The sequence below is a fragment of the Terrimicrobium sacchariphilum genome (genome assembly GCF_001613545.1).
Classification (GTDB): Bacteria; Verrucomicrobiota; Verrucomicrobiia; order Chthoniobacterales; family Terrimicrobiaceae; genus Terrimicrobium; species Terrimicrobium sacchariphilum.
Genome location: NZ_BDCO01000002.1, coordinates 1056733 through 1078068, shown reverse-complemented (window position 1 = coordinate 1078068; position 21336 = coordinate 1056733). Strand labels below are relative to the sequence as shown.

The window sequence follows — 21336 nt, the reverse complement described above, 5'->3', positions numbered from 1 at the left end:
AACCGGGTGTGCAGACAGCTATTTCCAGGGATTCCACACCAGGACATTGTCCCCGGCATTGGCAACCTCCTCGGGAGAAAGCGCCTCGCCGTGGCCGTCGCAGAATACCATATTGACTTTTCCTCCGCCAAAACTCGTCAAGCCGGAGGGCCGCGGAACCTTGGCAGGCCGGGCGGCGGGAGAGATGTTATGCCGGAAGGCGACGTTGCCCGTGTTGCCCGCAGGCACCTTGCTGATGGCGATCATCCGGTCGGAATTCTGGAGCCAGATATCGCCGAGGAGCGGCACCCGGGACGGAGTGGCGAGGCTCTGCACGGTCTTGACCGGCGTATCGCTCTGCAGCGCCACCTGGGGAATGATAAACTCATTCATGCCATGGCTGACCGCGCCTGCACCCGCGATATTAATATCGCCCTGCGTAATCATCGGACACTGAAAGACGATGCCCGGAGTGGATCGCGTGTTAGTGGTGGGAATCCCGAGATAGGGTGAGATGTCCTTTTGCCACACGGTCGGGTACCAGACATTCCAGCCATAGGGAAAGCGGCCATTATTATCGGCGGCAAAGAACATCACCGCCTTGGCCTGGGTGGAGAGATTGGCGGCGCACTTTGCCTGCTTCACCCTCGCCTGCACGCTGGACTGCACGCCGAAGACCAGGACCATCAGCACGCTCACGATGGCGATCGAGACCAGCATCTCGACAAGCGTGAAGGCTCGGGCAAATACTAAGTGACAATGGCGGATGGGGGGCATGATCCTTTGGGAAGCTCGCGCAGCTTTTCGCTAACACTATCAGTCGCGGTGCTGCAGTTCGCGTCCAAAGTTCATTTACATTTCACCGGCCTTCAAGCATGTTCGGATCGAACCGTTCGATGAAGCAGAGAACCTCCCCCTCCATGGCTGAGATCGCGGCAGCGGCCGGCGTGGCAAAGTCCACGGTCTCGCTCGCGCTGCGCAACGATCCCCGGGTCGCGCCCGAGGCCCGCGAGCATATCCAGCGGGTGGCCGAGGGCATGGGGTACCAGACCAATGCCCTCGTCGCACGGCTCATGGCCGAGCTGCGCCGGTCGCGGAAACAGAACCATGTCGCCATGCTGGCCTTGATCAATGTTTCCAAGGTCAAGCGCATCGATCTCAAGGTGCCGGTGGTCAGCGACCGGCTCAAGGGCGCCCGCGAACGGGCTGAACTGCTCGGCTACAGCGTCGATCACTTCTGGCTTCACGAGCCCGACGTCACCCCGGAACGACTCGGTCGCATCCTCGTCGCACGGGGCGCGCTGGGCGTCATCATTTACGGCTCGCGCGATGAAACGGATATCGAACGGTGCCGCCCGGTGTGGTCGATCCTGCCCTCGGTGGTGATCGGGAATCACCCAAAGTCCACCGGACTGAACTTTGTCGCCAACGATCACTATGCCACCTCGCTGGAGGCGTGTCGGCGACTAAGCGCGGCAGGCTACACGCGCATAGGATTCGTTCTGGACAAGTGGCTCGACACACTGCTGGAGCAGAGATTCACCTCCGGCTATCTGGCGGGAATAGACTATTCCCGCTCCGGCCCTCCTCCGCTTTATCTGGAAGACCCCGCCGAGGCTCCCCGCCCCCAGGGCAAGAAACGCTTTTTTGACTGGGTGAAAAAGCACAGGCCCGATGCCTGCATCTGCCTCAATGACTTCATTCTCGACTGGATCGGCGAGATCGACGTGAAGGTGCCGGAGGAAATGGGGATGGCCCTGCTCGACCTGCCGGATGCCCTGCGGGGGCGCGTCGCCGGGATGTACCAGGGTCCCGAGCGCGAGGGCATGAAAGCGGTGGATTCGCTGGTCGGGCAGATTCATCGCCGCGAGTCGGGGCTGCCGCCGTTCCAGACCGGACTGCTCCTGGAAAGCGAGTGGATTCCGGGGCCGACGGTGCGGGATATTGCACCGGGACCCACTCCGACGAGGCGAAAGTCGCGAGCGAAGAATGACTGATTTTCTCCTCGGGAGTCGAACTGTTCGATAGCGCGCCGATTGAATGCGCGACGGTCCCGGCGAGAGATTGTGAGGCGTCTCTTCAGAACCATGTCCGCCTCTTATCCGAACCCACTTAACGACGAGGTGTTTCTTTTCGGAGCATCCTGCGCCCCTTACGCCAAAGGTCTCGACTGGCCGATGGAGGAGTGGGACCGCGACCTCGCCACCATGAAGCGCCTCAACTTCAACACCGTGCGGATCTTTGCCCCGTGGGATCGCATCGAGCCGGTGGAGGGCGAGTTTGATTTTCACAAACAGGACCACCTCTTCGATCTCGCCGAGAAGCACGGCATCGGCGTGGTGTTGAATTTCGGCGGACTCTTCTGGAATCTCTGCGGCCTCTATCCCCCAGCCTATCTGCTCAAGGATGCGCGCTGCCAGACGCTGATGAACACGCCGGAAGCTCCGACGCACTCCATCACGCCACAGCGCATCATCTGCTCGGATGATCCGGTTTTCCGCAGCCACGCGTTTCGTTTCCTCGAGCAGACCGTGCGCCGCTATGCCGGGCGCGAATCGCTCGCGGCCTGGATGATCTGGAACGAACCGCAGTCGATGTTTTGCTATTGCCCGCACACCCAGGTGAAATTCCGCCGCTGGCTGGAGCGTAAATATGGGACGATCGAGAAGCTGAAGGCGGTCTGGAGCACGGAGTATCCGGTGACGCACACCTGCTGGGAGGACATCACCGCGCCCGCCTATGCCTGCGGTCTGCCGATCTGGTTTGACTGGGTGAGATTCAACCAGTTCCGCCTTTACGACACCATGTCGGAGATCACGCAGATGGTGCGGCGGATCGATCCATCGGGGCGCCCGACCACGTCAAACTTTGTCTACCACATGGCGGCGACCGAGGGACCGCTCTCCACGCCGCGGTATGGGCTCGACATTGGCCGGGCGGGCGAGGCGCTGACGATGATGGGCGTGTCGTGCTACACGGTCGAGCATCTCCACGATCTCGGCCCCGGTTATCTCACCGCCTACAAGCTCAGCCGCCTGCGCAGCGCCTCGCAGGATGTGAACCGCCGCATGCTCGTCCTCGAGACGGGAGTCGGCCCCAACAAGCGCATGATCACCCGCGCGCAGCGGCTCATGACCTTCTGGCATCTCATCGCGCACAACGCGAAGTCGATCATCCTGTGGAATTATCGCAGCCGCGCCGGGGATTCCCAGGTCGCGCTGTTTCACCTGATGAAATGGGACGGCAGCCCGAGCAGCCGCGCCGAGTACATGGGGGAATTTTCCGGAATGCTGCAGGCCAATGCCCGGCTGATCAACACCGTGTACCCCGAGCGGCAGGCCGCGATCCTCACGCTGGAGGACCAGCAGATCCAGACCGAGGCGATCTGCGGGGATTATTATCCGTACACCTATGTCGAGGCGCACGACTCGCGGGTCGGCGCGTACAAGCTGCTCTGGGACCTCCAGATCCCGGCGGACTGCATCGCGGAAAACAACCTCGACGAGCTGCCAATGTATAAGCTGCTCCTCATCCCGATGGCGGAGAATCTCTCGCCGGAGGTGGCCGGGCGCATCCGGCAGTTTGTCGCCAATGGCGGCACGGTGATCGCGGAAAGCACCTTTGGCCTGCGCGACCAGGATGGACGGTTGCAATACCGGGCGCCCGGCTTCGGGCTGGACGAGGTCTTCGGCTGCTGGACGAGCGATCGCGAGGGCAAGGAGACCGCGCCGGTCATCCAATGTCCGGACGGGCAGGCGAAGGTCTGCTTTTTCTGGAGTGAATTTGAGCTCGCGGGCGGGACGCCTGCGGCCCGGTACGCGGACGGCAAGATCGCCGCGGTGCGGCATCGCCACGGCAAGGGGTCCACACTGCTGGTCGGCACGGAGGTCTTCCGTCAATACCAGCGCAACCCGCAGCAGGCAATGACCAGGCTGCTTCAGGGCGAAGTGCTCGCCTCCGGAGCGCAACCCACCGCCACCCTCACCGGACAGGCGGAGGATGTGGAAGTCGCCCGCCTGAGCGGACCCGGCGGCATCCTGTATCTCGTCATCAATCACGCGGAGGAGAGCCGCCGGTTCCGCCTGCATCTTCGCGACGAAATCGCCGGATGCCGGCTGGTCGACCTGCAGACCGAGGATGAGCGCGATCTCACTGAAGACCTCCAGCTCGCGGGCAAGGAAGTGCTCGCGTTGCGCCTGGAGGCTGCCGAAACGAGGAAGCCCGCCCCGCACGCCATGGCGGGAGCCGGAGTGGCGTGAAAGCCCTGTCATCTCCCCGCATCACGTGGCTGACACAGGGCGGATTCGTTTTTGAAGCAGACGGATTTCGCCTCGTGGTGGACCCCTACATGAGCGACAGCCTCGCTGGAAAAGTCACGCGGCTGGTCGGGTTTCCGCTCGCACTGGAGGACCTGCGGCCAGACGTGGTGATCTGCACCCACGATCATGGCGATCATCTCGATCCCGAGACGATCGCCATGATCGCGAGGCACTACCCCCGGTGCGCCTTCGGCGGGCCCGAGCGCGCACACCGGCACCTCGCGGAGCTGGGTATCGACTCCCCCCTCCTCCTGGAAATCGGGCATCCGGTGACGCTCGGGCCATTTGACATCACGCCGGTCTTTGCCCGCCACAGCGATCCCAGCGCGGTGGGCCTCGTCATCGAGGCGGACGGGTGGCGGCTTTACCTGACGGCGGATACCGAATACGACGACCGCCTTTTCTCGACCACGACCACCGCCCCCGACGCGCTCCTGATCTGCATCAATGGCCGCCTCGGCAACATGAACTGGCAGGAGGCCCTCCAGACGGCGCGACGGCTGGAGACTCCCGTCGCCCTGCCCATGCACTACGGATTATTCGCCGAGAATACTGAAGACCCGGCGCCCTTCATCACCAGTTGCCGCGAAGCCGGCATCGCCTCGCATGAGATGCCGCTGGGCAAACCCTTTACGCTATGAAACTCCGCCGACTCTCCACCCACGTCTGTGACGCCTACCGGACGAACTGGGTCTTTGTAAAAATCGAAACCGACGAGGGCATTCACGGCTGGGGCGAGGCCACGCTGGAGTACCGCGAGCACGCCATGGTGGCGGCCTTGCAGGAGCTGGAGCGCGGATTGCAGGGACGCGACCTGACCGCGATCGAAAGCTGGTGGCAGGACGCCTACCGCGATGCCTACTGGCGGGGCGGCCCGGTGCTGACCAGCGCGCTCTCCGCCATCGAGATGGCGCTCTGGGACATCAAGGGAAAAAGCCTCGGCGTGCCGGTGTATCAGCTCCTCGGCGGAGCCGTGCGGCAGAGCGTGCCGTGCTATGCCAATGCGTGGTTCGCCAGCGCGAGGGAGCCCGGGGAGTTTGCCGAGAAAGCCGTCGCCGCCGTGGAGATGGGTTACAAGGCGCTCAAGTGGGACCCCTTTGGCGCAGCCTTTCGCCATCTCTCCAGCGCTGAACTGAAAAAGGCGCTGACCGTGATCGATGCCGTCTCGCGAGCCGTGGACAAGCGCGCGGAGCTCATGATCGAAGGTCATGGACGCTTTGACCTGCCGACCGCCCGCCGCATCGCCAAGGCTCTCGAGGACTTCGACATCTTCTGGCTCGAGGAGCCGCTCATTCCCGGCAATCTCGAGAACTACGCGCGACTGCGCTCCGGCACCTCCACGCCCATCTCGCTGGGTGAGCGGCTTTATACAAAGTGGGATTTCCGCGAGGTCTTCGAGAAAGGCTGCGCGGATTTCCTCCAGCCCGATGTCTCCCACGCCGGGGGCATCTGGGAGCTGCGCAAGATCGCGGCCATGGCGGAGACCTGGCAGATGGCCTTCTGCCCGCATAATCCCTCCGGCCCCGTGGCCAATGCCGCCACCCTGCAACTCGCGGCCTGCACGCCAAACTTTCTCTATCTGGAAACGATGGCCACCGATGTGCCCTGGCGCAAGGACGTCGCGGCGGAGCACTGCCACTTCTCGGCGGGAGAAATGACGATCTCCTCCGCGCCCGGCCTCGGCGTGGAAATCAACGAGGAAGCCATCGCCCGGCATCCCTATCAGGTCCATGATCTGCGCCACTACACGGGCCACCTCACCGACATACGCCCCGAGGCGGCAACCGCAACCTTTGGCGCCACGCATTAGGTATGTTTGACTTTTCCGCCCGCACGGTACTGGTCACGGGTTCGACAGCGAACCTCGGGTTTTCCATTGCCCGCGCATTTGCCCGCTCCGGCGCGCGGGTGATCGTCCATGGTCCGACGGAAAAGGAAACCCACGCGGCCATGGCGCAGCTGAGGGAGGAAATCCCCGCCGCACGGGTGGAGGCGATTTCGTTTGACCTTGCGCGGCAACCGCAGATCGACGAGGCGTTCAGTGAACTCGAAAGACGCGACCTCCTTCCCGACATCCTGGTCAACAACGCGGCCCACCTCGGCCTTGGCACGTCGGGATTTCTCGAGCAAAGCGCGGAGTTCTTTCGCGAGGTGATCGAGGTCAACCTGTTCGGCACCTTCCGGTGCTCGCAACTCTCCGCCCGAGGCATGGTAAAGCGGGGCGGCGGCGCGATCATCACCATTTCCTCCCTGGCGGGCGAACGCGCCATCTGGGACCGGAGCGGATACAACACGAGCAAGGCCGCCCTCGATGGATTGATGCGATCGATGGCGCTGGACCTCGCGCCGCAGGGAATCCGCGTCAACTCCATCTCGCCCGGCTATGTGTGGACAGAGCGCTGGAACGCATTGTCGCCCGAGGTGGCGGAGCGCAGGCGGCGCAACATCCCGGCTGGTGAACCAACCCGACAGGATGAGATCGCGAGGACGGTGCTCTTCCTGGCCAGCGACGCCGCCCCATCGCTGACCGGAGCAGGCGTCATCATCGATGGCGGGTTAAGCGTCCAGCAGGTGCCCAGAGATCTTGCGATCTAGCGCCTTTCCGCGCTAGGAACTCGCCGCCGGGGCAGTCTTGCGCAGCGTGTACGCACCGGGGGTTAAGGTAGCGCCTTCGCCCGGGCTTAGCACCTGGCCGTTTTCATCCAGGAGTTGATGGGAAGCATCGATCCGGACATCGCCCTTGATTTCGCGGGCGAGCGAGATCTTTCGTTCGCCCTCGGCGGAGGGTTCCTCGATCAGGTCCACGGGAGTCTGCGAGACGAACCCCCAGGACGATCCGGCATACCTTTTCGCCCCGGCGAGAATCACCGTTCCAATCACTCCCGCCTGCCGGCGGACCGAGAGGACATTCGCCTCGCCGCCGACCTCCTTGTCGCCCACCTGACCGATCATTTCGGGATCAGCGAAGGACTCCACAGTGTCCACCCAGCCGTTGCCGCTGATGGTCACGAGGGACTTCGCGGCGTCGCCAGCCAGTTCCGTCTTCCAGGGTTCATAAATCGCCCCAGCGGCAAAGGGCCGGATAAGCGCGGCAAAACGAACCTGTCGTCCCTCCTGCGCGGCAGCCAGGGTTTTCATCTTGCCCGCCGGGAGATTGAAATGCTCCACGGTCGGCGCTCTTTCTGCAAAGACCGCCGCACCTCCCAGCAATCGCAGACGCATGCTGGCCGTGGAGTTAGCGGTCACAACGACATCCCCGTCGTCCTGCACCATCGCCCGGGGCGGGACCTGGGCCAGCCATTCCGCCCGCAGGGACTCCGCGCCCTCCACGTCATCAAGGACCAGGAGATACTCGTCGCGCTGATGGATGACCCGGCGGGCCACCCTCTTCACCCCATCGTAGGCCCGCGTCATGTCCACCGAGGCAAACATGCTCCGTGGTGCCGACACCATGCTGAGGACGGACGCACCCGCCTCGCGATCAAAACGCTGGTTCTTTCCGTTGATCAACAGGGTCGAATGCGACTCGGTGGCATTGGAAAAGAAGGTCCATCGCTTGCCCTCGCGATCCCAGAATCCCGGCGCTCCGTGGTCGCCATACCCGGGAGCAGTCAGCAGCCAGGAGCCGCCCAGGTTGAAGGCGATCGCCCCGGCATCGAGGTGACTGTGATGGAGGTTGTTCAACCCGGCCTTGAGCGTGAAGAGATAGGCGTCGTTTTTCCAGCTGTTGCGGGTGGTGAGCACCTCCCAGTCCTTGTAGCGGTAGTCGAGCTGCTGCGGGGCGCGGGCCTGCACGGAGGGATCGTTCCAGAGCAGGGCAAAGGCCAGCACGTCATTGGCATTACCCTCCGGACCCGCGCCGCGCGGCAGGAAGGGCAGCGACTCCGCGAGAAACTGCGCACCACCATCGCCGTACTGCGAGGCCAGCCGACACAGGATCTGCTGCGGGCCGTAGTAGTCCTTGCCCGTCGCGTCTCCCCAGAGCAGGACGCCCTCCAGGCCGGGGGTCGAGGAGCCGATGCGGTAGTTGGCCGCGTGTTTCAGGAACGGCGAGTCGTAGAACTTCGCAGAATCCGTGACGGTGCGGGTCCCCTCGATGAACTGCAGGATGAAATTCATCCCATAGCTCGCATAGCCAAGACCCTCCTCGGAGCTGCCGTCGGGGTTCATGTCGGCCGCGACACGTTCATAGTCCAGCATGGAGGCCGCCAGCCAGTCGGCCGCCTGCGGCAGGTCATTGAGGAAGGCAAGGCCGGTGAGCCCGAGCGCGGCCACGCTGATGTGGTTGTGATTGGCTCGGTATTCCCTGCCCCAGAAGATCTTTCCGTAGAGACCACCCAGCATCGTCGGCGTGCGCCGCGCGATGGTCTCGCGGATGAACGACTGGTCCTGCTCGGAGAAGATGTCCCGATGCCAGTCCCAGGCCATGGCGACGCCCCTCAGGATGTGCGCCGCCGCCAGGTCGCAATCGCGCCAGATGCCGACTCCCCAGGAATCCAGCTTGAGAGCGGCCAATACAAGCTCCCGCAGGTAGGCTCGGTACTCCGGACGATCATCCAGCCGGGCCATGAAGGCGAGGAAGGCGATGTTATTGCCCACGGCGCGCTGCCACAGCTCCTCCCGGGCCTGGAGGATCGAGTTGTCCTTTCCCACAAACTCCTCCGGAGGACGATAAACCGGGAGCGGCTGCTTGATGATCGCCTGCGCGGTTTCCTCGGCGAATGCACGCCACTTCGCCCCGGCGCCGCCGAGTTGCCGGACACGCGCCGCCGCTGCCGGCCAGGAGTCCTTGTCGTAAAACAGGCGAGGCTGTCCGGGGGCGGTTTTTGCCAGCCACTCCTTTTCGTGCTGAGCGCGGCAGGCGGCCACCTCATCCGGGGTGATCAGCTTTGCGCTCTCGTCCGCACACCAGGCGGAGGCGGCACCGGCGAGACACAGTCCAACGACCATGGGCGCGACTGCTCTCACGGCTTTGCCCCCCAGAACGGATCGTCGAAGGACTTCGGAATGTCCGCCTGCTTGCGAGCCTCCGTGTGCCCGTCGAGAAATGCCATTTGCACCGCATCGGAATGGCGGTAAGGCACGCTCTCCCAAGGCAGCGGCGTTGCGTACATCGAGCGCAGTCTGTCTTTGCTTTCCATAAACATCACGGTGGCCGAGGCCTTGCGACCTGCGATCCGCTGGGGAGATCCATCCGAACCGAAACAGAGTCCGGCGGCGTAATTGGATTCCCACCACTTCGACGGTTTGTCCGCAGGCTGGGAGATCGCGGGACAAGTCAATATTTTGGCCATCTGCTCCATGCCGGCCCCGGTGCGCCCCTTGTCATCGATCTTCAGGTAGGGCCGCAGCTCGACGGTCCAGATTTGCTCGGGAGTCCCACCGGAGAAGGCATAGTTCGGCGGCAGCAGCCCGCCATTCTCGGCCTGATAGAGCAGAGTCCCCTGGGCCAGGGTGCGGAGGTTGGCAAGGCACCGGGTCTCGGCGGCCTGCGTCTTCATCCGGACAATCATCGGGAGCAGGAGCGCGGCCAGCAGCGCGGTGATGCTGATCCCGGCCAGGAGTTCCAGCAGAGAGAACGCGCGGCAGGAGCGCGGGTCACGATGGGGAAAATGTGCGGGCATATCCTAAGGGGGGAATCGAGTAACGTGGTGCAGCCTATTGCCACTGGACAAAAGGAGCAAAAGGGATTTTTATAACACAGTTGAATAAACAACCCAAACGAGTCACCCAGCAGGATGTCGCCCGGGCGGCGGGAGTGCATCGTTCCTCGGTCTGCCTGGCGATGCAGAATCATCCCAACATTCCTGTGGCGACCCGGGAACGCATCCAGGAAATCGCGCGCAAGCTGGGTTATCAGCCCGACCCCATGCTGTCCGCGCTGGCGGTGTATCGCAGGCAGCAAAGTCCGCGAGTTTTCCAGGGGACGCTGGCCTGGCTGGGAAACACGCTGCCGCATTACGACTGGAGAAAGATTCCCATCTTTCAACAAAACTACGAGGGCGCCGTCGCCTGCGCGCAGAGCCATGGCTACACGGTCGAGGTCTTCGATCTCCAGACGCCGGACATCTCGCCGCAGCGCATGGCGGGCATCCTGCGATCCCGCAACATCACAGGCATCTTTGTCGCACCGCAGCCGAAACCCTATGCCACGCTGGATTTCCCCTGGGAGCATTTCTCGGCGGTGACATTTGGCTTCACCCTGCTGCAACCGCTGCTCCACTGCGTGGCAGCCACGCAATACCGGGCCACGCTGCAAACCATGCAGCGCATGCGCGGGCTGGGTTACAAGCGTATTGCCTTTGCCTCCAGCCTGCTGCAGGACGAGCGCGTGGATCACAACTGCCTCGCGGCCTACCTGGCGGAAATGGCGATCCATGGCGAAAAGCCTCTCCTGACGCCGCTCAAGCCGGGCTGGACGACTCCGGAGAATCTCAGCGCCTGGATGCGCGAAGTACGCCCCGAGGCCGCCGTGATCAGTCTCGATGTCCGGGACATGCTGATCGAGGCGGGCTTCCGGTTCCCCCGCGACGTGGCGATCGCCTGCCCGATGATGTTCGAACCCAACGGCCCGCTGGCCGGGGTCTGCGAGAACTCCCGGCTGGTCGGGGAGGCCAGCGCGGACTTCCTCGTCGCCATGATCCAGCGGGGCGAGCGCGGCGTGCCGCCTGTGCCGCAACGGCTCCTTATCGAGGGCACATGGGTCGAAGGAACCACGCTCCCTCCCTTGCGTCCCGCGCCTGCCGCGAAGCGCAAAACGGCGGCACGCACCGGAAAATCGCGCAGGGTGTAATCTCTCACCCGCCAAGCGCAGAAGGCGAACGGCCTTTTTTATAAACTGTGTGAATAGATGCCCATTGGACAACGCGCGGGCTCGTGATCGAAGCTTCGTCGCGATTCACCATGAGCGTATCGATTTGCCTGATCGGGTGCGGGGTCCATGCCACCGTGGCCCACGGACCCTCCCTCCACCACCTGGCACGGGAGGAATCCGGCATCGTCCTGAGCGCGTGCTGTGATCTCGATGCGGCGAAGGCCGAGGACTTCCGGCGGACATTTGGATTCCGGCGCAGCTACAGCAGCATCGAGCGAATGCTGGAGGAGGAAACTCCCGATGCCCTTTGCCTGATCCTGCCGCCGGAGCGCGCCGTCGTCATCATGGGGTCCCTGGCGGTCCACCAGATCCCAATCCTCCTGGAGAAACCACCGGGGCTCACGGTTCATGATGTCGAGATGCTCAATGAGGTTGCCTCCCGGCATGGCACTCCGGTGCAGGTCGGCTTCAATCGCCGCTTCATGCCGCTGCTGACCCGCGCCCAGCAGCTTCTGTCGGACCTCATCAACCCGGAGGCGATTTGGCAGGTGAATTACGACATGATCCGCTGGCAGCGAACCGAGGCCGATTTCTCCATCACAGCCATCCATGGCCTGGACGCCTCAGGATTCGTCGCGCGATCTCCGGCAGCGAAGGCGCGCTTTCACTATCAGTCCCTGCCTCCCGGCGTGACCGCGACAACGGTGGAGGCCGATTGCGCCAGCGGCGCGCTCGTCCGGTGCAACTTCCTCCCCGTGGGCGGAGCGACGCTGGAGCGGATTTCCATCCACGGCTCACAAACCTCCGCCACGGTGGATCTGCCCATCTGGGGAAGCTCCGATAAACCGGGGCTGCTGCGCATCTGGCATAATGATTCCCTCATCCTCGAGGAGCGCGGCGAAGGCGGGCCGGACCATGTGCAATGGGGATTCGCCGCGCAAATGAAAGCCTTCCTCGATGCCGTGCGGGCCGGGGCTCCTTTGCGTCCCAGCCTGGAGGACGCGATCCAGCCCGTCTGGCTCATGGAGTCCATGCGTCACGGGCTTTACGAATCCTCGGCACCCTCCCTCGCCGCTCACGCCCAAGCCTGAATGCTCTCTACTAAACTGTGTTATAGACAAACCCCTTGTTCCCACCTTCCCCCCGACGCAACCATCCGACCCATATGAACTCCACCCCCGCCAGCCTCCGCCCCGCCCACCAGCACCGGACACTTTTCACCACCACGCGCCTCCTGGGCCTTTCCGCCTTCGCGGCGCTCTCGTGCCTCCCGGCCAGTACCTACTACTGGACCGGCACGAGCGGCGACTGGACCACATCGACCACTTCGCTCGTCTGGGCGACGACCTCCACGGGATCGCCGTCGACCTATTGGACAAACGCCAACGCGGCGGACATCGTAACATCGAACGCGCCGATCCATCTCTGGAACGTCAGCGCGACCACCGTGACGATCGAAAACGGTGCTTCGTTGTATGCCTCTGGCTCCGGAGCGACCAGCACGACCCGCGGGCTGACCATCACGCAGGGAGGCAGCGGAGACTTTTCCCTGACCGATCAGCGCACGTCCGGAACATCGCTGAACCTGAAAGTCCTGCTCACCGGCAGCACCGCCTGGAATGGCACGATCACGGTGAATGGCTCGACCGTTTCCACGGTAAGCCTCACCATCGCCAGCCAGACGGGAACCGGCGTGAACTCGGTAGGCGTCAATACCAAGGTGCATCTCGCCTCCGGCGGCAACCTGGAGATCGGCCCGGGCATCATCGGGAATGTCGCAACGATCGGAGAACTCTCCGGCAACGGTAACATCAAGTTCCCGGGTCAGTTTTCCACCACCGGAGGGACGCGTACGCTGCGGGTGGAGCAGTCGACCAATACGACCTTTAGCGGAACGATCGGGGAAAACCTCACGCGCGCCGACCACGTGCTCGCCTTTACCAAAGCAGGGACGGGCATTCTGTCGATCTCCGGCACCGGCGGCTATGAGGGCGCCACGACGGTCGAGGGAGGCAAGCTCTTCCTCAACGGCACCTATGGCTCCGGATTCACCGGCGTGACGGGACAGGGAGACTATGTCGTGAAAAACGGTGCGCTGCTCGGGGTCAACGGCACGATCGCATTATCCACCGGATCGACCGCGCGCAATGTGACCATCGAAAGCGGCGGCACGCTCAAGCCGGGCACGGCCGATGCTGTCGGCACGATGACGATCTCGGGCGGCAACGCGTCGTCCAAAGGCCTCGTCTTCCTGGGCCAGGCGACGATCGAGTTCCGGCTCGGCGTGGTGCAGGACATGATCACGCTGACATCGGCCTCGATGACGGGATCGGCGCTGGGAGGCAATGGCAGCGTAGTCTTTGACCTTCTCGGCTCGAGCGGCGCCATCATCGGCACGACGTACGACCTGATCAGCTTCGGCGGGACATCACAGGGCATCGCGCTGGGCACCTTTGCGCTGTCCTCGGCCACGCAGTCCGCGGGTTGGGCGGGGTCATTCTCCTACGGCGGCGACGGGAATCTCCTGCAGTTCACCGTGACCGCGGTACCCGAGCCGGGCACGGTCGCGCTCGCCGCGCTGGGTTTGTGTGCGGCGATCGGCTTTATTCGTCGCAAGGCGGCCTCCGCCTAATTCGATCCTAACATCACCCCTCCTTATGAAACACCTTCCCCTGTTCCTCGCCGGAGCACTCTCCCTCACCGCCTCCACCCTCTTCGCCCAGAATATCGTACGCGATCCGGGTTTCGAGGAAGACACCACGGGCTGGAACGCTCCGTACATCCCCAACGACAGCCTCGACCGGCACTGCACGTTTGAGGTGGTGAAGGATTCTCCGCACGCCGGCAAGGCCTGCGCCCGGCTGGCCTCGGAGGATAATGGGCGGATCTCCATCTCGCCCAAAGGCACGCCGATCCCGGTGGAGCCCGGTGAAAAGTTCAAGGTGTCCCTATGGGTCAAGGCGGGGAAGAACTTCGAGGGGCAGAACAACCAGTCCGGCATGCTGCTGAGGATGGACATGATGAACGGTCGCGACTCGGTCGGGATCGTGACCATCGACTGGCAGGGCCAATCCCTCTTCCTCTCTCCCCAGGATGCCCCCAAGGATTTCGCCACCGCGCCGCTTCCCACCAAGTGGACCAAGGTGGAGGCCGAATTCGTCATCCCCGAGGACACGACGGCCATGCGTCCGGCGGTGTTTCTGTGGCGCGGCACGGGTGAGTTCTTCATCGACGACTTTATCATCGAGCGCATCCGCTGATCCATGCTGACCATCTACGATTACGCCGTCGTCGCGCTGTACTTCGTCCTGCTGCTCGGCGTGGGGTGGCTTTCCCGCCGCTTTGCCCGCAACAGCAGCGAATACTTCCGCGGCGGAGGCGAGATGGCCTGGTGGCTGGTCGGGGCCTCGGCGTTCATGGCGTCCTTCAGCGCGTGGACGTTCACGGGGGCAGCCGGCCTGGCCTACCAATACGGCGCGATCGTACTGGTCATGTACCTCGGGAATACGCTCTCCTTTGTCCTGAATGCCATTTGGCTGGCCGAGCCGTGCCGCCAGATGCGGGTCGTGGTGGTGATGGAGGCGGTGCGAGCGCGGCTCGGGCGGATCAACGAGCAGTTCTTCACCTGGATGACGCTTCCGCTCCAGGTCATCGGATCAGCCATTACACTTTACGGACTCGCCATCTTCTGCGCGCCAGCCTTTGGATTTGACCTGAAGCTCGTCATCATCGGCGCGGGGCTGGTCGTGCTCATCGCCACGACGCTGGGAGGCTCATGGGCCGTGGCGACGGGGGACTTTCTCCAGGCCCTGATGCTGCTCGGTATCACGCTGGTGGTCTTCGCGCATTCGCTGATGGCGGTCGGCGGTTTCTCCGGACTCATCGAGAAACTGCCCGCCACGCATCTCGATTTCACGGCCTCGCAGGCCAGCGGCATGGGGATTCTCTGGGTGGTCGCGACTTTGCTGGAACGCCTTTCCGCCGGGAACAATCTGCTCGGCGCAACGCGCTACCTCTCCGCTCGCAATGGCCGCGATGCGAGGCGGGCGTCGCTCCTGGCGGCGGGCTTGTTTGCCATCGGGTCGCTGATCTGGTTCGTCCCACCCATGGCGGCACGGGCGCTGGGCATGGACATGGCGGCGCTCATGCCGGGACTCTCGCAGCCTGCCGAGGGAGCCTATGTGGCCATAGCGCATCGCTTCCTTCCCGCAGGCCTTCTCGGCCTGATGGTCACGGGAATGATCTCGGCCACCATGTCCTCGATGGATCACGGGCTCAACCGCAACTCGGGAATCTTCGTGCGCTCGTTTTACCTGCCGATCCTGCGTCCGCAGGCCGGGGAGCGGGAACTCGTCGTGGCGGGCCGGGCGGCCACGATCGTCTGCGGCCTGCTCATCATCTCGCTGGCCCTGCTCTACAGCACGTGGAAAGACGTAGGCGTGCTGCAGCTCATGCTCAATGCCAGCGTGATGCTCGGCATCCCCACCGCCGTGCCAACGCTGTGGTGCCTGATCACGCGACGCTCGCCGGACTGGGCCGCGTGGACGACGGTGATTTTCTGCCTCGCGATCAGCACTCTGCTCGGGCTGCTGCCCAACATCCACGGCGTACAGTCGCTGGCGGCGACATTGGGCTTCACGCCCTGGCTGGAGTACATCCGCACGCATTCCTACGCGCTGGTGGCGCTCATCAGCTTCTCCCTGGGCTCGCTCTGGTATCTCGGCTCGGGGTTCCTGCCGGGCAGCCGTCATTCTCCCGCACGACGCGAGCAGGTCGACGCATTCTTTGCCACGATGCGGCGGCCCTTGTCCGAGAAGGAAACGTGTTCTCCGGCGGAAATCTCGCGTCAATCCTTCCGCATCGGCCGCATGGCGGTCGTCTGGGGAGGGCTCATGGCGCTGCTCCTGCTGGTTCCCAATACATTGGAGGGGCGGATCGCCGTGGCATTCTGCGCGGCCTTTATCGCCGGCGTCGGCGGACTGCTTATTTTCACAAGCCGCCGCTCCACCCGCGCAAAGCAGTCCGCCGCGGCGGTCGAATCCGAACCCTTGGTTGAAACTCCGTGAAAACCCTCGACCAAAGCCAGCCGTCCCCCGCCTCGGCGACCGCCTGTCGCACGGAGCGGCTGCTCTTTGCCATCAGCCGTCGCGAGCAGGAGCTTTTCCTTCCCGGCCTCGATCCCGACGCGATGGGCGAGGTCGCCGTGGAGTGGTACGATCCGCTGGATACCACCGAGCCGTGGCCCCGCGTATTGCGCCGCTTTCAACCGACCATCATCATCGCCTGCTGGTCCACCCCCCTCCTGCCCGAGCCAGCCGCCGGGCAACCGCTGCCTCGCTATGTCTGCCATCTGGCCGGGTCCGTGCGCAATGTGGTGCCGCGCTGGTTCATCGAGCAAGGCGGGCTCGTCAGCAACTGGGGCAGCGCGGTGTGCGAACAAGTCGCCGAACAGGCGCTGCTGCTCGCCCTTGCCGCATTGCGCAATGTCTCCGACTGGCACTCCTACATCCGGGACTACGGCCCGCTCCGCGCAAATCCGGCCCTCGTATTAAGAACCAAATCGCTGTACGGCAGACGGGTGGGCATTCATGGATTTGGCCGTATTGCCCGCGCCCTGCTGGATCTGCTTCATCCCTTCCGGGTCGACGTGGCGGTGTATTCCGATGGCGTTCCTCCCGAGTGCATTCTCGCCCACGGCGCGACGCCGCTGCCCTCGCTAGGAGAGCTTTTTGCGCAGAGCGAGATCCTATTTGAGTGTGAGGCTCTCACCCCGCACACGCAGCTCTCCGTCACCCGCAATCTGCTGGCCTCCCTGCCGGATGATGCCGTCTTTGTCAACGTGGGCCGCGGCCTGACCGTGGACGAAGCCGCGCTGAAACAGGAGGCCGCGTCCGGTCGCCTGCGCGTCGCGCTCGATGTCGTGCACGAGGAGCCGGTGACGAGCAGGACGGAGATGTTTTCCGTCAACTCCGCCATTCTCTCGCCGCACATCGGCGGACCCACGTCGGACGAGCATCCCCGGTGCGGAGAGTTCGCGCTATCCAACATCCAACGTTATCTCGCAGGCGAACCCGTCCACGCCCGTATCACGCTCGAGACCTTCGACCGATCCACCTAGGCCCGCTCCAGAACGGAGCGGACCTGTTGTCAGGCAGCATGGACAGATAAAACGACGTCCCGATCGACCTTGCCCTCAAGCAGAGAGGCGGGACAGGATGCCTCGTCGAAGAACTGCGGGAGCAGTTCGCGGTTTGCCTCGAGGAGATCATCGAGCAGGTGCGAGATGTCGCGGAAATCGAGGAGGCTGTTCAGCGGGTCGGCGACCATGGCCTGGAGGGCCTTCTCGCGATCGCCGGTGAGCGCGGCGGCCACCGTGAGATCCTGGATGAGGCAATGCTTCTCCACCAGCGCGCGGATGGACTCCGGCAGCGGCCCCGAGGAGTGCGGAGCGAGGATGTTGTGGGAAAAGCTGGCCAGGGTTTCCACGACCGACCCGGTGGGAAGCCCGGTCACCTGACCTGTATTGGCTACTGCCACCGGCTGGATGGTGGGCACCCCGGCGAGAATGGCGGCGAGGATGGGCGCGAGAGATTCGTCGGAGGGGATGCGCGGCACGGCATCGTCCCCGCCCGATGTCCACTCCGCGAGCCGCTCCTTGAAGTGACCGAGCCAGCTGGTACGGCGGTCGTCGACGGCGGGACGACGGGTAGAGAGATGCGCGCGGCCACGCTCGTCTCGCCCGGCGTGAGCGTGAGGGAGGCACGATCACCATAGAGCAGCTCGAGACGGCGACGGAGATTCGCGAGGCTGGACCCCGGGGAAGTGCTCTCCGCAGGTTCCACCCAATAGCCGGAGTTCACCACGGAAAGGACGAGCGTATCGCCCTCGACCACCGCGCCGATCTCCACTCGCAGCGGGCGCATCGGGGCGAGCAGGCCGTAACGGACGGCATTCTCCAGCAATGGCGGGATGAGCGATACCGGCACCAGCACGTCGCCCGCACCGGGATCGACCTCCACCATATACTCGAGCGCCTCCTCGAGCCGCGCCTTTTCCACCCGCAGGTAACTCTCCAGTGCCGCCAGCTCCACGCCGAGCGGCTCAAAATCCGCGCGCCGCTGCAGCGCAAAGCGCAGATAATCCGTAAGCGCCAGCGTGAGCCGTCGCACGGCCGGAGGGTCATCCGAGGCGGCCAGCACGGAGGAAATGGAATCGAAGAGAAAATGCAGCTTCACCTGCGAGCGCAGCAACTGCAGCTCTCCCGCGCGGAGGGCGGCCTCCGTGCGGATAGCGCGCAGTTGCTCCTGCCGGGCATCGAGCAGCGAAAGGATGCCAAAGTACAGGATGCTCCAAAACGCATACAACGCCGCCCGCATGAGGAGGCTCACGCTAAAGACCTCGCGCAGCGCATCCATCACCCGACTCACCCCCAGCACGTCGGCCAGCGCCAGCGTCGTGATCGTATCGGCCACTCCCAGCGCCAGACAGATCGCCACGATCGTGAACAACCGCACGGGCGTGATAACCGGCCCGGAAGCGCGCAGGCCCCGGTACAAAGGGCGCAGGAGATACGTCGATACCCCGACGCCAAACGCCGTCCGGAAGAGCGAGAGGACGAGTCCGTCCTCCAGCGAAAGGTAGCTGGTCATCGCCACCGAGATGATCAGCGTCAAGCCCCAGCCAAAAACCTGCAGCCTCCAGAAAAGGCCATCGCGACGGTCCGGGTCGAACGATACACCGAGCTTCACGCCGACACCATACCCATCGCGGGTCAGGAAAAAAGCCCCCAGATGCTCACCGCCCACGAAATATTCCGTCGGCCTCGTCCCGAATATCATGCCGGTTTCCGTGTCTCGGCTCCCGCCTGTTTCCCCGTCATCGAGACCCGGTGCCGGAGCCGGCCTGCCCGTCTCTGGCGAGCCGACCCACCCGCTCGCTCGCACCGCGACGACAAAACACAAAGGGCGCTGACTTTCTCAAGCCAGCGCCCTTTGATGAGGAGAGTATCCGGTATCAGCTCCGGCGGCGGCGCAAGAGGCCGATCCCCGCGATGGCAGAGACCCCCAGCAGCAGGCAGGTGGAGGGTTCCGGCACGGCGACCGGGCCATTAACCTGGACGGCGTTGATATTCGCCTCACCTGCGGCAAAGTTGTACGTGAGCGTGAGCACGCCCTGCGCATCCGAGATGCCGGTAAGGGCAAGATAGTTCTGGCTGGCCACGAAGGTACTCTCCGTCGCCACGCTCGGCAGCGCGGTGTACGTCGTTCCGTTCGTTGTAATGGTCAGCTGCCGGTCGGTCGCACCGGAGTCACCCTGGGTATAGACGTAGACACTGTAGGAGGAACTCGCCGCGAGACCGGAAAAACTGATGCTGCGAGGCGTACCATCGAAGGCATATATATAACCCTGCATCAGGTCCGCATATGAGGTACCATAGAAACCGAAGCTGCCCGGTTGATCCGGAGACACCGCGCCAAAATACTGCGACGTAAAGGAAACCGTGACACCCGTGTTTGCGCCGGTGGAGCTTAGCAGGCTTGTATTCGTCTTGCTGCCTCCGGTCTTCAGGTTCCAAAAGTCCCCCTCGCTCCCGATCACCGCTGCGCCGGTGTAGGCCGTGGCGTCGCTGCCGCCAAACTGGAGGTTGATCAATGCATCCGCACTCTGCGCCGATGGTGCCGAGCCAATCAATGCCGTCACGGCCGCAACGAGGCAAAGCACCGCCTTCAGTGCGACGCCTGCGCCATGCTTCCTAAGGACAACAGAGAATCGATTCATATCTAATATTTCGATTTTGGTTAATTGGGATTTCTTGGTTAAATCGAGTCGCCAGATATTCCTGCCCGCGAGCAGAGTCAACCCCCAGGAGCGGGTGATTCCTGGTATTTATTGGCCCGCCGGATTCATGGAATTTCTGCCGCATTCATGGGATCGACCGCCGCTTGGGAGCGCATAACCGGAGCAGCGACCGGCCATAGTCATCGGGCCGCACGACGGCAAAAATACAGCGCCCCACAAATCCGGCCCGCCGCCCTCCGTGATGTCTTACCTCCTCCGTTCCGCGAGGAAACGCCGCAATGAAACACGACAGGCCTAACCCGTCTCGCGGACGTCGCTCCCGCCCCGGGAATGCCGGGTTCTCCTCTGCCTCGCCCGGATCGGATGCCAGGAGATCGCCCGGCGAAAGGGCGAGAGGCCCGGCTGGGCATCCCAGGCCCTGACCACCTCGCCGAGCCGGGATTCCAATTCCTCGAGCAATCCGGAAAGCGCCGGGCTGACACGATCCTTCCGCCACATGACGCCGACCTGGAGCGGAGGTGTCTTGCCGCTGATGAGGATCGGCACCCAGGGGCCCGGTTTCTTGGGCGAGTGCTCTCCCGGGGCGCGATTCAAGTGAAGTCCATGCACGATGCCGATACCCGCCTCGGATTCCACCATCGCCAGGAGAACATCGAGGTCGTCGCAATGAACGGTCGTCGCCGGATCAAAAAAGCGCGACTGGCGGCAGAATTGCAGAATCTCGCGGCCCATGTGCGTCGGGTTCGACAATCCGGGCAGGAGGAGCGGATAATCGGCCAGGTCCTTCATCGTCACCTCCGCGCGACCGGCCAGGGGGTGGGAATCGGGTACGATGGCCTGCAGGGTCATCTCCGCCCACAGTACGGAGTCGATCTGGGCGTCGGGAGGGAGGTAGGCGCCGATATTTGCATCGGCCTCGTCATTGGTAAGAAAATCGCGGGAGTTCCTGTTCGACGAAGGGACGAGGGTCAAATGAACGTCCGGGAATTTCGATCGAAACGCCTTCATCGAAGGCGGGAGAATCGAAATGGGCCGAACAAAACCGATGCGCAGGACCTCTTTCTTCTGCTGGAGCAGCTGAAGCTCCACTCCGGTGCGACTGATCTGCGCCAGGATGCTCCGCGCCCGGGAAAGCAGAAACAGCCCGGCGTCAGTCAATTCCACCTTGCGGCTCGTCCGGTTAAACAGGCGGGCGCCCAGTTCCTCCTCCAGCTCTTTGATCGCCTGGCTGAGCGGAGGCTGCGAGACGTTCATCCGCCGGGCCGCCCCGAGAAAGCTCAACTCCTCGGCGACGCTCACAAAGTAGCGGAGATGGCGGAGTTCCATCCCATGAATCTATCTGAAAATCAGAATGATGAAAAGATAATGATAATTTCCAAAATATATCGGGTGGATTTAGTTGGGCGTGATGACTATATACCGCCA

At 63.5% G+C, this 21336-nt stretch carries 16 protein-coding genes and 2 pseudogenes; 11 read left to right on the top strand and 7 right to left on the bottom strand.

Features of this window, described 5'->3' with window-relative positions:
• Positions 1 to 18: 18 nt before the first annotated feature.
• A complete protein-coding gene (locus TSACC_RS05435; RefSeq protein ID WP_075078375.1) occupies positions 19 to 756 on the bottom strand; it encodes a type II secretion system protein in 738 nt (245 codons plus the stop codon).
• 143 nt (positions 757 to 899) lie between these two features.
• Between TSACC_RS05435 and TSACC_RS05430 the strand changes: the two genes are divergently transcribed.
• From TSACC_RS05430 to TSACC_RS05410, 5 genes are all read left to right on the top strand, one after another.
• Positions 900 to 1976, top strand: a complete 1077-nt coding sequence (locus tag TSACC_RS05430) for a LacI family DNA-binding transcriptional regulator (protein WP_075078374.1) — start codon at positions 900 to 902, stop codon at positions 1974 to 1976.
• Between the two features lie 90 nt (positions 1977 to 2066).
• On the top strand, positions 2067 to 4238 hold the full coding sequence (locus TSACC_RS05425; RefSeq protein WP_075078373.1) for a beta-galactosidase: 2172 nt from the start codon (positions 2067 to 2069) through the stop codon (positions 4236 to 4238).
• Positions 4235 to 4939 (top strand): MBL fold metallo-hydrolase, encoded by a 705-nt coding sequence (locus tag TSACC_RS05420; protein WP_075078372.1) that lies wholly within the window; start codon positions 4235 to 4237, stop codon positions 4937 to 4939. Before TSACC_RS05425 ends, TSACC_RS05420 begins: the two co-directional genes overlap by 4 nt.
• Positions 4936 to 6108 carry a galactonate dehydratase gene (dgoD, locus tag TSACC_RS05415; RefSeq protein WP_075078371.1) on the top strand — a complete coding sequence of 391 codons (1173 nt, stop codon included), beginning with the start codon at positions 4936 to 4938 and terminating at the stop codon, positions 6106 to 6108. The genes TSACC_RS05420 and dgoD overlap by 4 nt, the downstream gene beginning before the upstream one ends.
• Before the next feature lie 2 nt (positions 6109 to 6110).
• Complete coding sequence (locus TSACC_RS05410) at positions 6111 to 6893, top strand: SDR family NAD(P)-dependent oxidoreductase (RefSeq protein WP_075078370.1); 783 nt, start codon at positions 6111 to 6113, stop codon at positions 6891 to 6893.
• 12 nt (positions 6894 to 6905) lie between these two features.
• Here the strand turns inward: TSACC_RS05410 and TSACC_RS05405 are convergent, their stop codons facing one another.
• A complete protein-coding gene (locus TSACC_RS05405) occupies positions 6906 to 9266 on the bottom strand; it encodes a DUF4962 domain-containing protein (RefSeq protein WP_153811297.1) in 2361 nt (786 codons plus the stop codon).
• A complete protein-coding gene (locus TSACC_RS05400; RefSeq protein ID WP_075078368.1) occupies positions 9263 to 9922 on the bottom strand; it encodes a type II secretion system protein in 660 nt (219 codons plus the stop codon). The genes TSACC_RS05405 and TSACC_RS05400 overlap by 4 nt, the downstream gene beginning before the upstream one ends.
• Before the next feature lie 80 nt (positions 9923 to 10002).
• Between TSACC_RS05400 and TSACC_RS05395 the strand changes: the two genes are divergently transcribed.
• The 6 genes from TSACC_RS05395 to TSACC_RS05370 all read left to right on the top strand — a co-directional run bounded on the left by TSACC_RS05395 (position 10003) and on the right by TSACC_RS05370 (position 17230).
• The gene (locus TSACC_RS05395) at positions 10003 to 11091 is read left to right on the top strand and encodes a LacI family DNA-binding transcriptional regulator (RefSeq protein WP_075078367.1); all 1089 of its coding nucleotides are present in this window, start codon (positions 10003 to 10005) and stop codon (positions 11089 to 11091) included.
• A 110-nt stretch (positions 11092 to 11201) separates the two neighbouring features.
• Positions 11202 to 12203: a Gfo/Idh/MocA family protein gene (locus TSACC_RS05390; protein WP_153811296.1), complete on the top strand. Its 1002-nt coding sequence runs from the start codon at positions 11202 to 11204 to the stop codon at positions 12201 to 12203.
• A gap of 74 nt (positions 12204 to 12277) precedes the next feature.
• Complete coding sequence (locus tag TSACC_RS05385) at positions 12278 to 13744, top strand: PEP-CTERM sorting domain-containing protein (protein WP_075078365.1); 1467 nt, start codon at positions 12278 to 12280, stop codon at positions 13742 to 13744.
• Between the two features lie 25 nt (positions 13745 to 13769).
• A complete protein-coding gene (locus TSACC_RS05380) occupies positions 13770 to 14372 on the top strand; it encodes a carbohydrate binding domain-containing protein (RefSeq protein ID WP_075078364.1) in 603 nt (200 codons plus the stop codon).
• Between the two features lie 3 nt (positions 14373 to 14375).
• A complete protein-coding gene (locus TSACC_RS05375) occupies positions 14376 to 16178 on the top strand; it encodes a sodium:solute symporter family transporter (RefSeq protein ID WP_075078363.1) in 1803 nt (600 codons plus the stop codon).
• On the top strand, positions 16175 to 17230 hold the full coding sequence (locus TSACC_RS05370) for a hydroxyacid dehydrogenase (RefSeq protein ID WP_075078362.1): 1056 nt from the start codon (positions 16175 to 16177) through the stop codon (positions 17228 to 17230). The genes TSACC_RS05375 and TSACC_RS05370 overlap by 4 nt, the downstream gene beginning before the upstream one ends.
• A gap of 29 nt (positions 17231 to 17259) precedes the next feature.
• On the opposite strand, the pseudogene TSACC_RS05365 reads toward TSACC_RS05370, so the two are convergent.
• From TSACC_RS05365 to TSACC_RS21690, 4 genes and pseudogenes are all read right to left on the bottom strand, one after another.
• Positions 17260 to 17763: pseudogene (locus TSACC_RS05365) on the bottom strand (family 4 glycosyl hydrolase); the annotation flags it as partial.
• 392 nt (positions 17764 to 18155) lie between these two features.
• Positions 18156 to 18488 (bottom strand): annotated as a pseudogene (locus TSACC_RS22350) (histidine kinase); the annotation flags it as partial.
• Between the two features lie 637 nt (positions 18489 to 19125).
• Positions 19126 to 19890 (bottom strand): PEP-CTERM sorting domain-containing protein, encoded by a 765-nt coding sequence (locus tag TSACC_RS05355; protein WP_075078359.1) that lies wholly within the window; start codon positions 19888 to 19890, stop codon positions 19126 to 19128.
• A 315-nt stretch (positions 19891 to 20205) separates the two neighbouring features.
• Complete coding sequence (locus tag TSACC_RS21690; protein WP_075078358.1) at positions 20206 to 21237, bottom strand: LysR family transcriptional regulator; 1032 nt, start codon at positions 21235 to 21237, stop codon at positions 20206 to 20208.
• Positions 21238 to 21336: the final 99 nt, after the last annotated feature.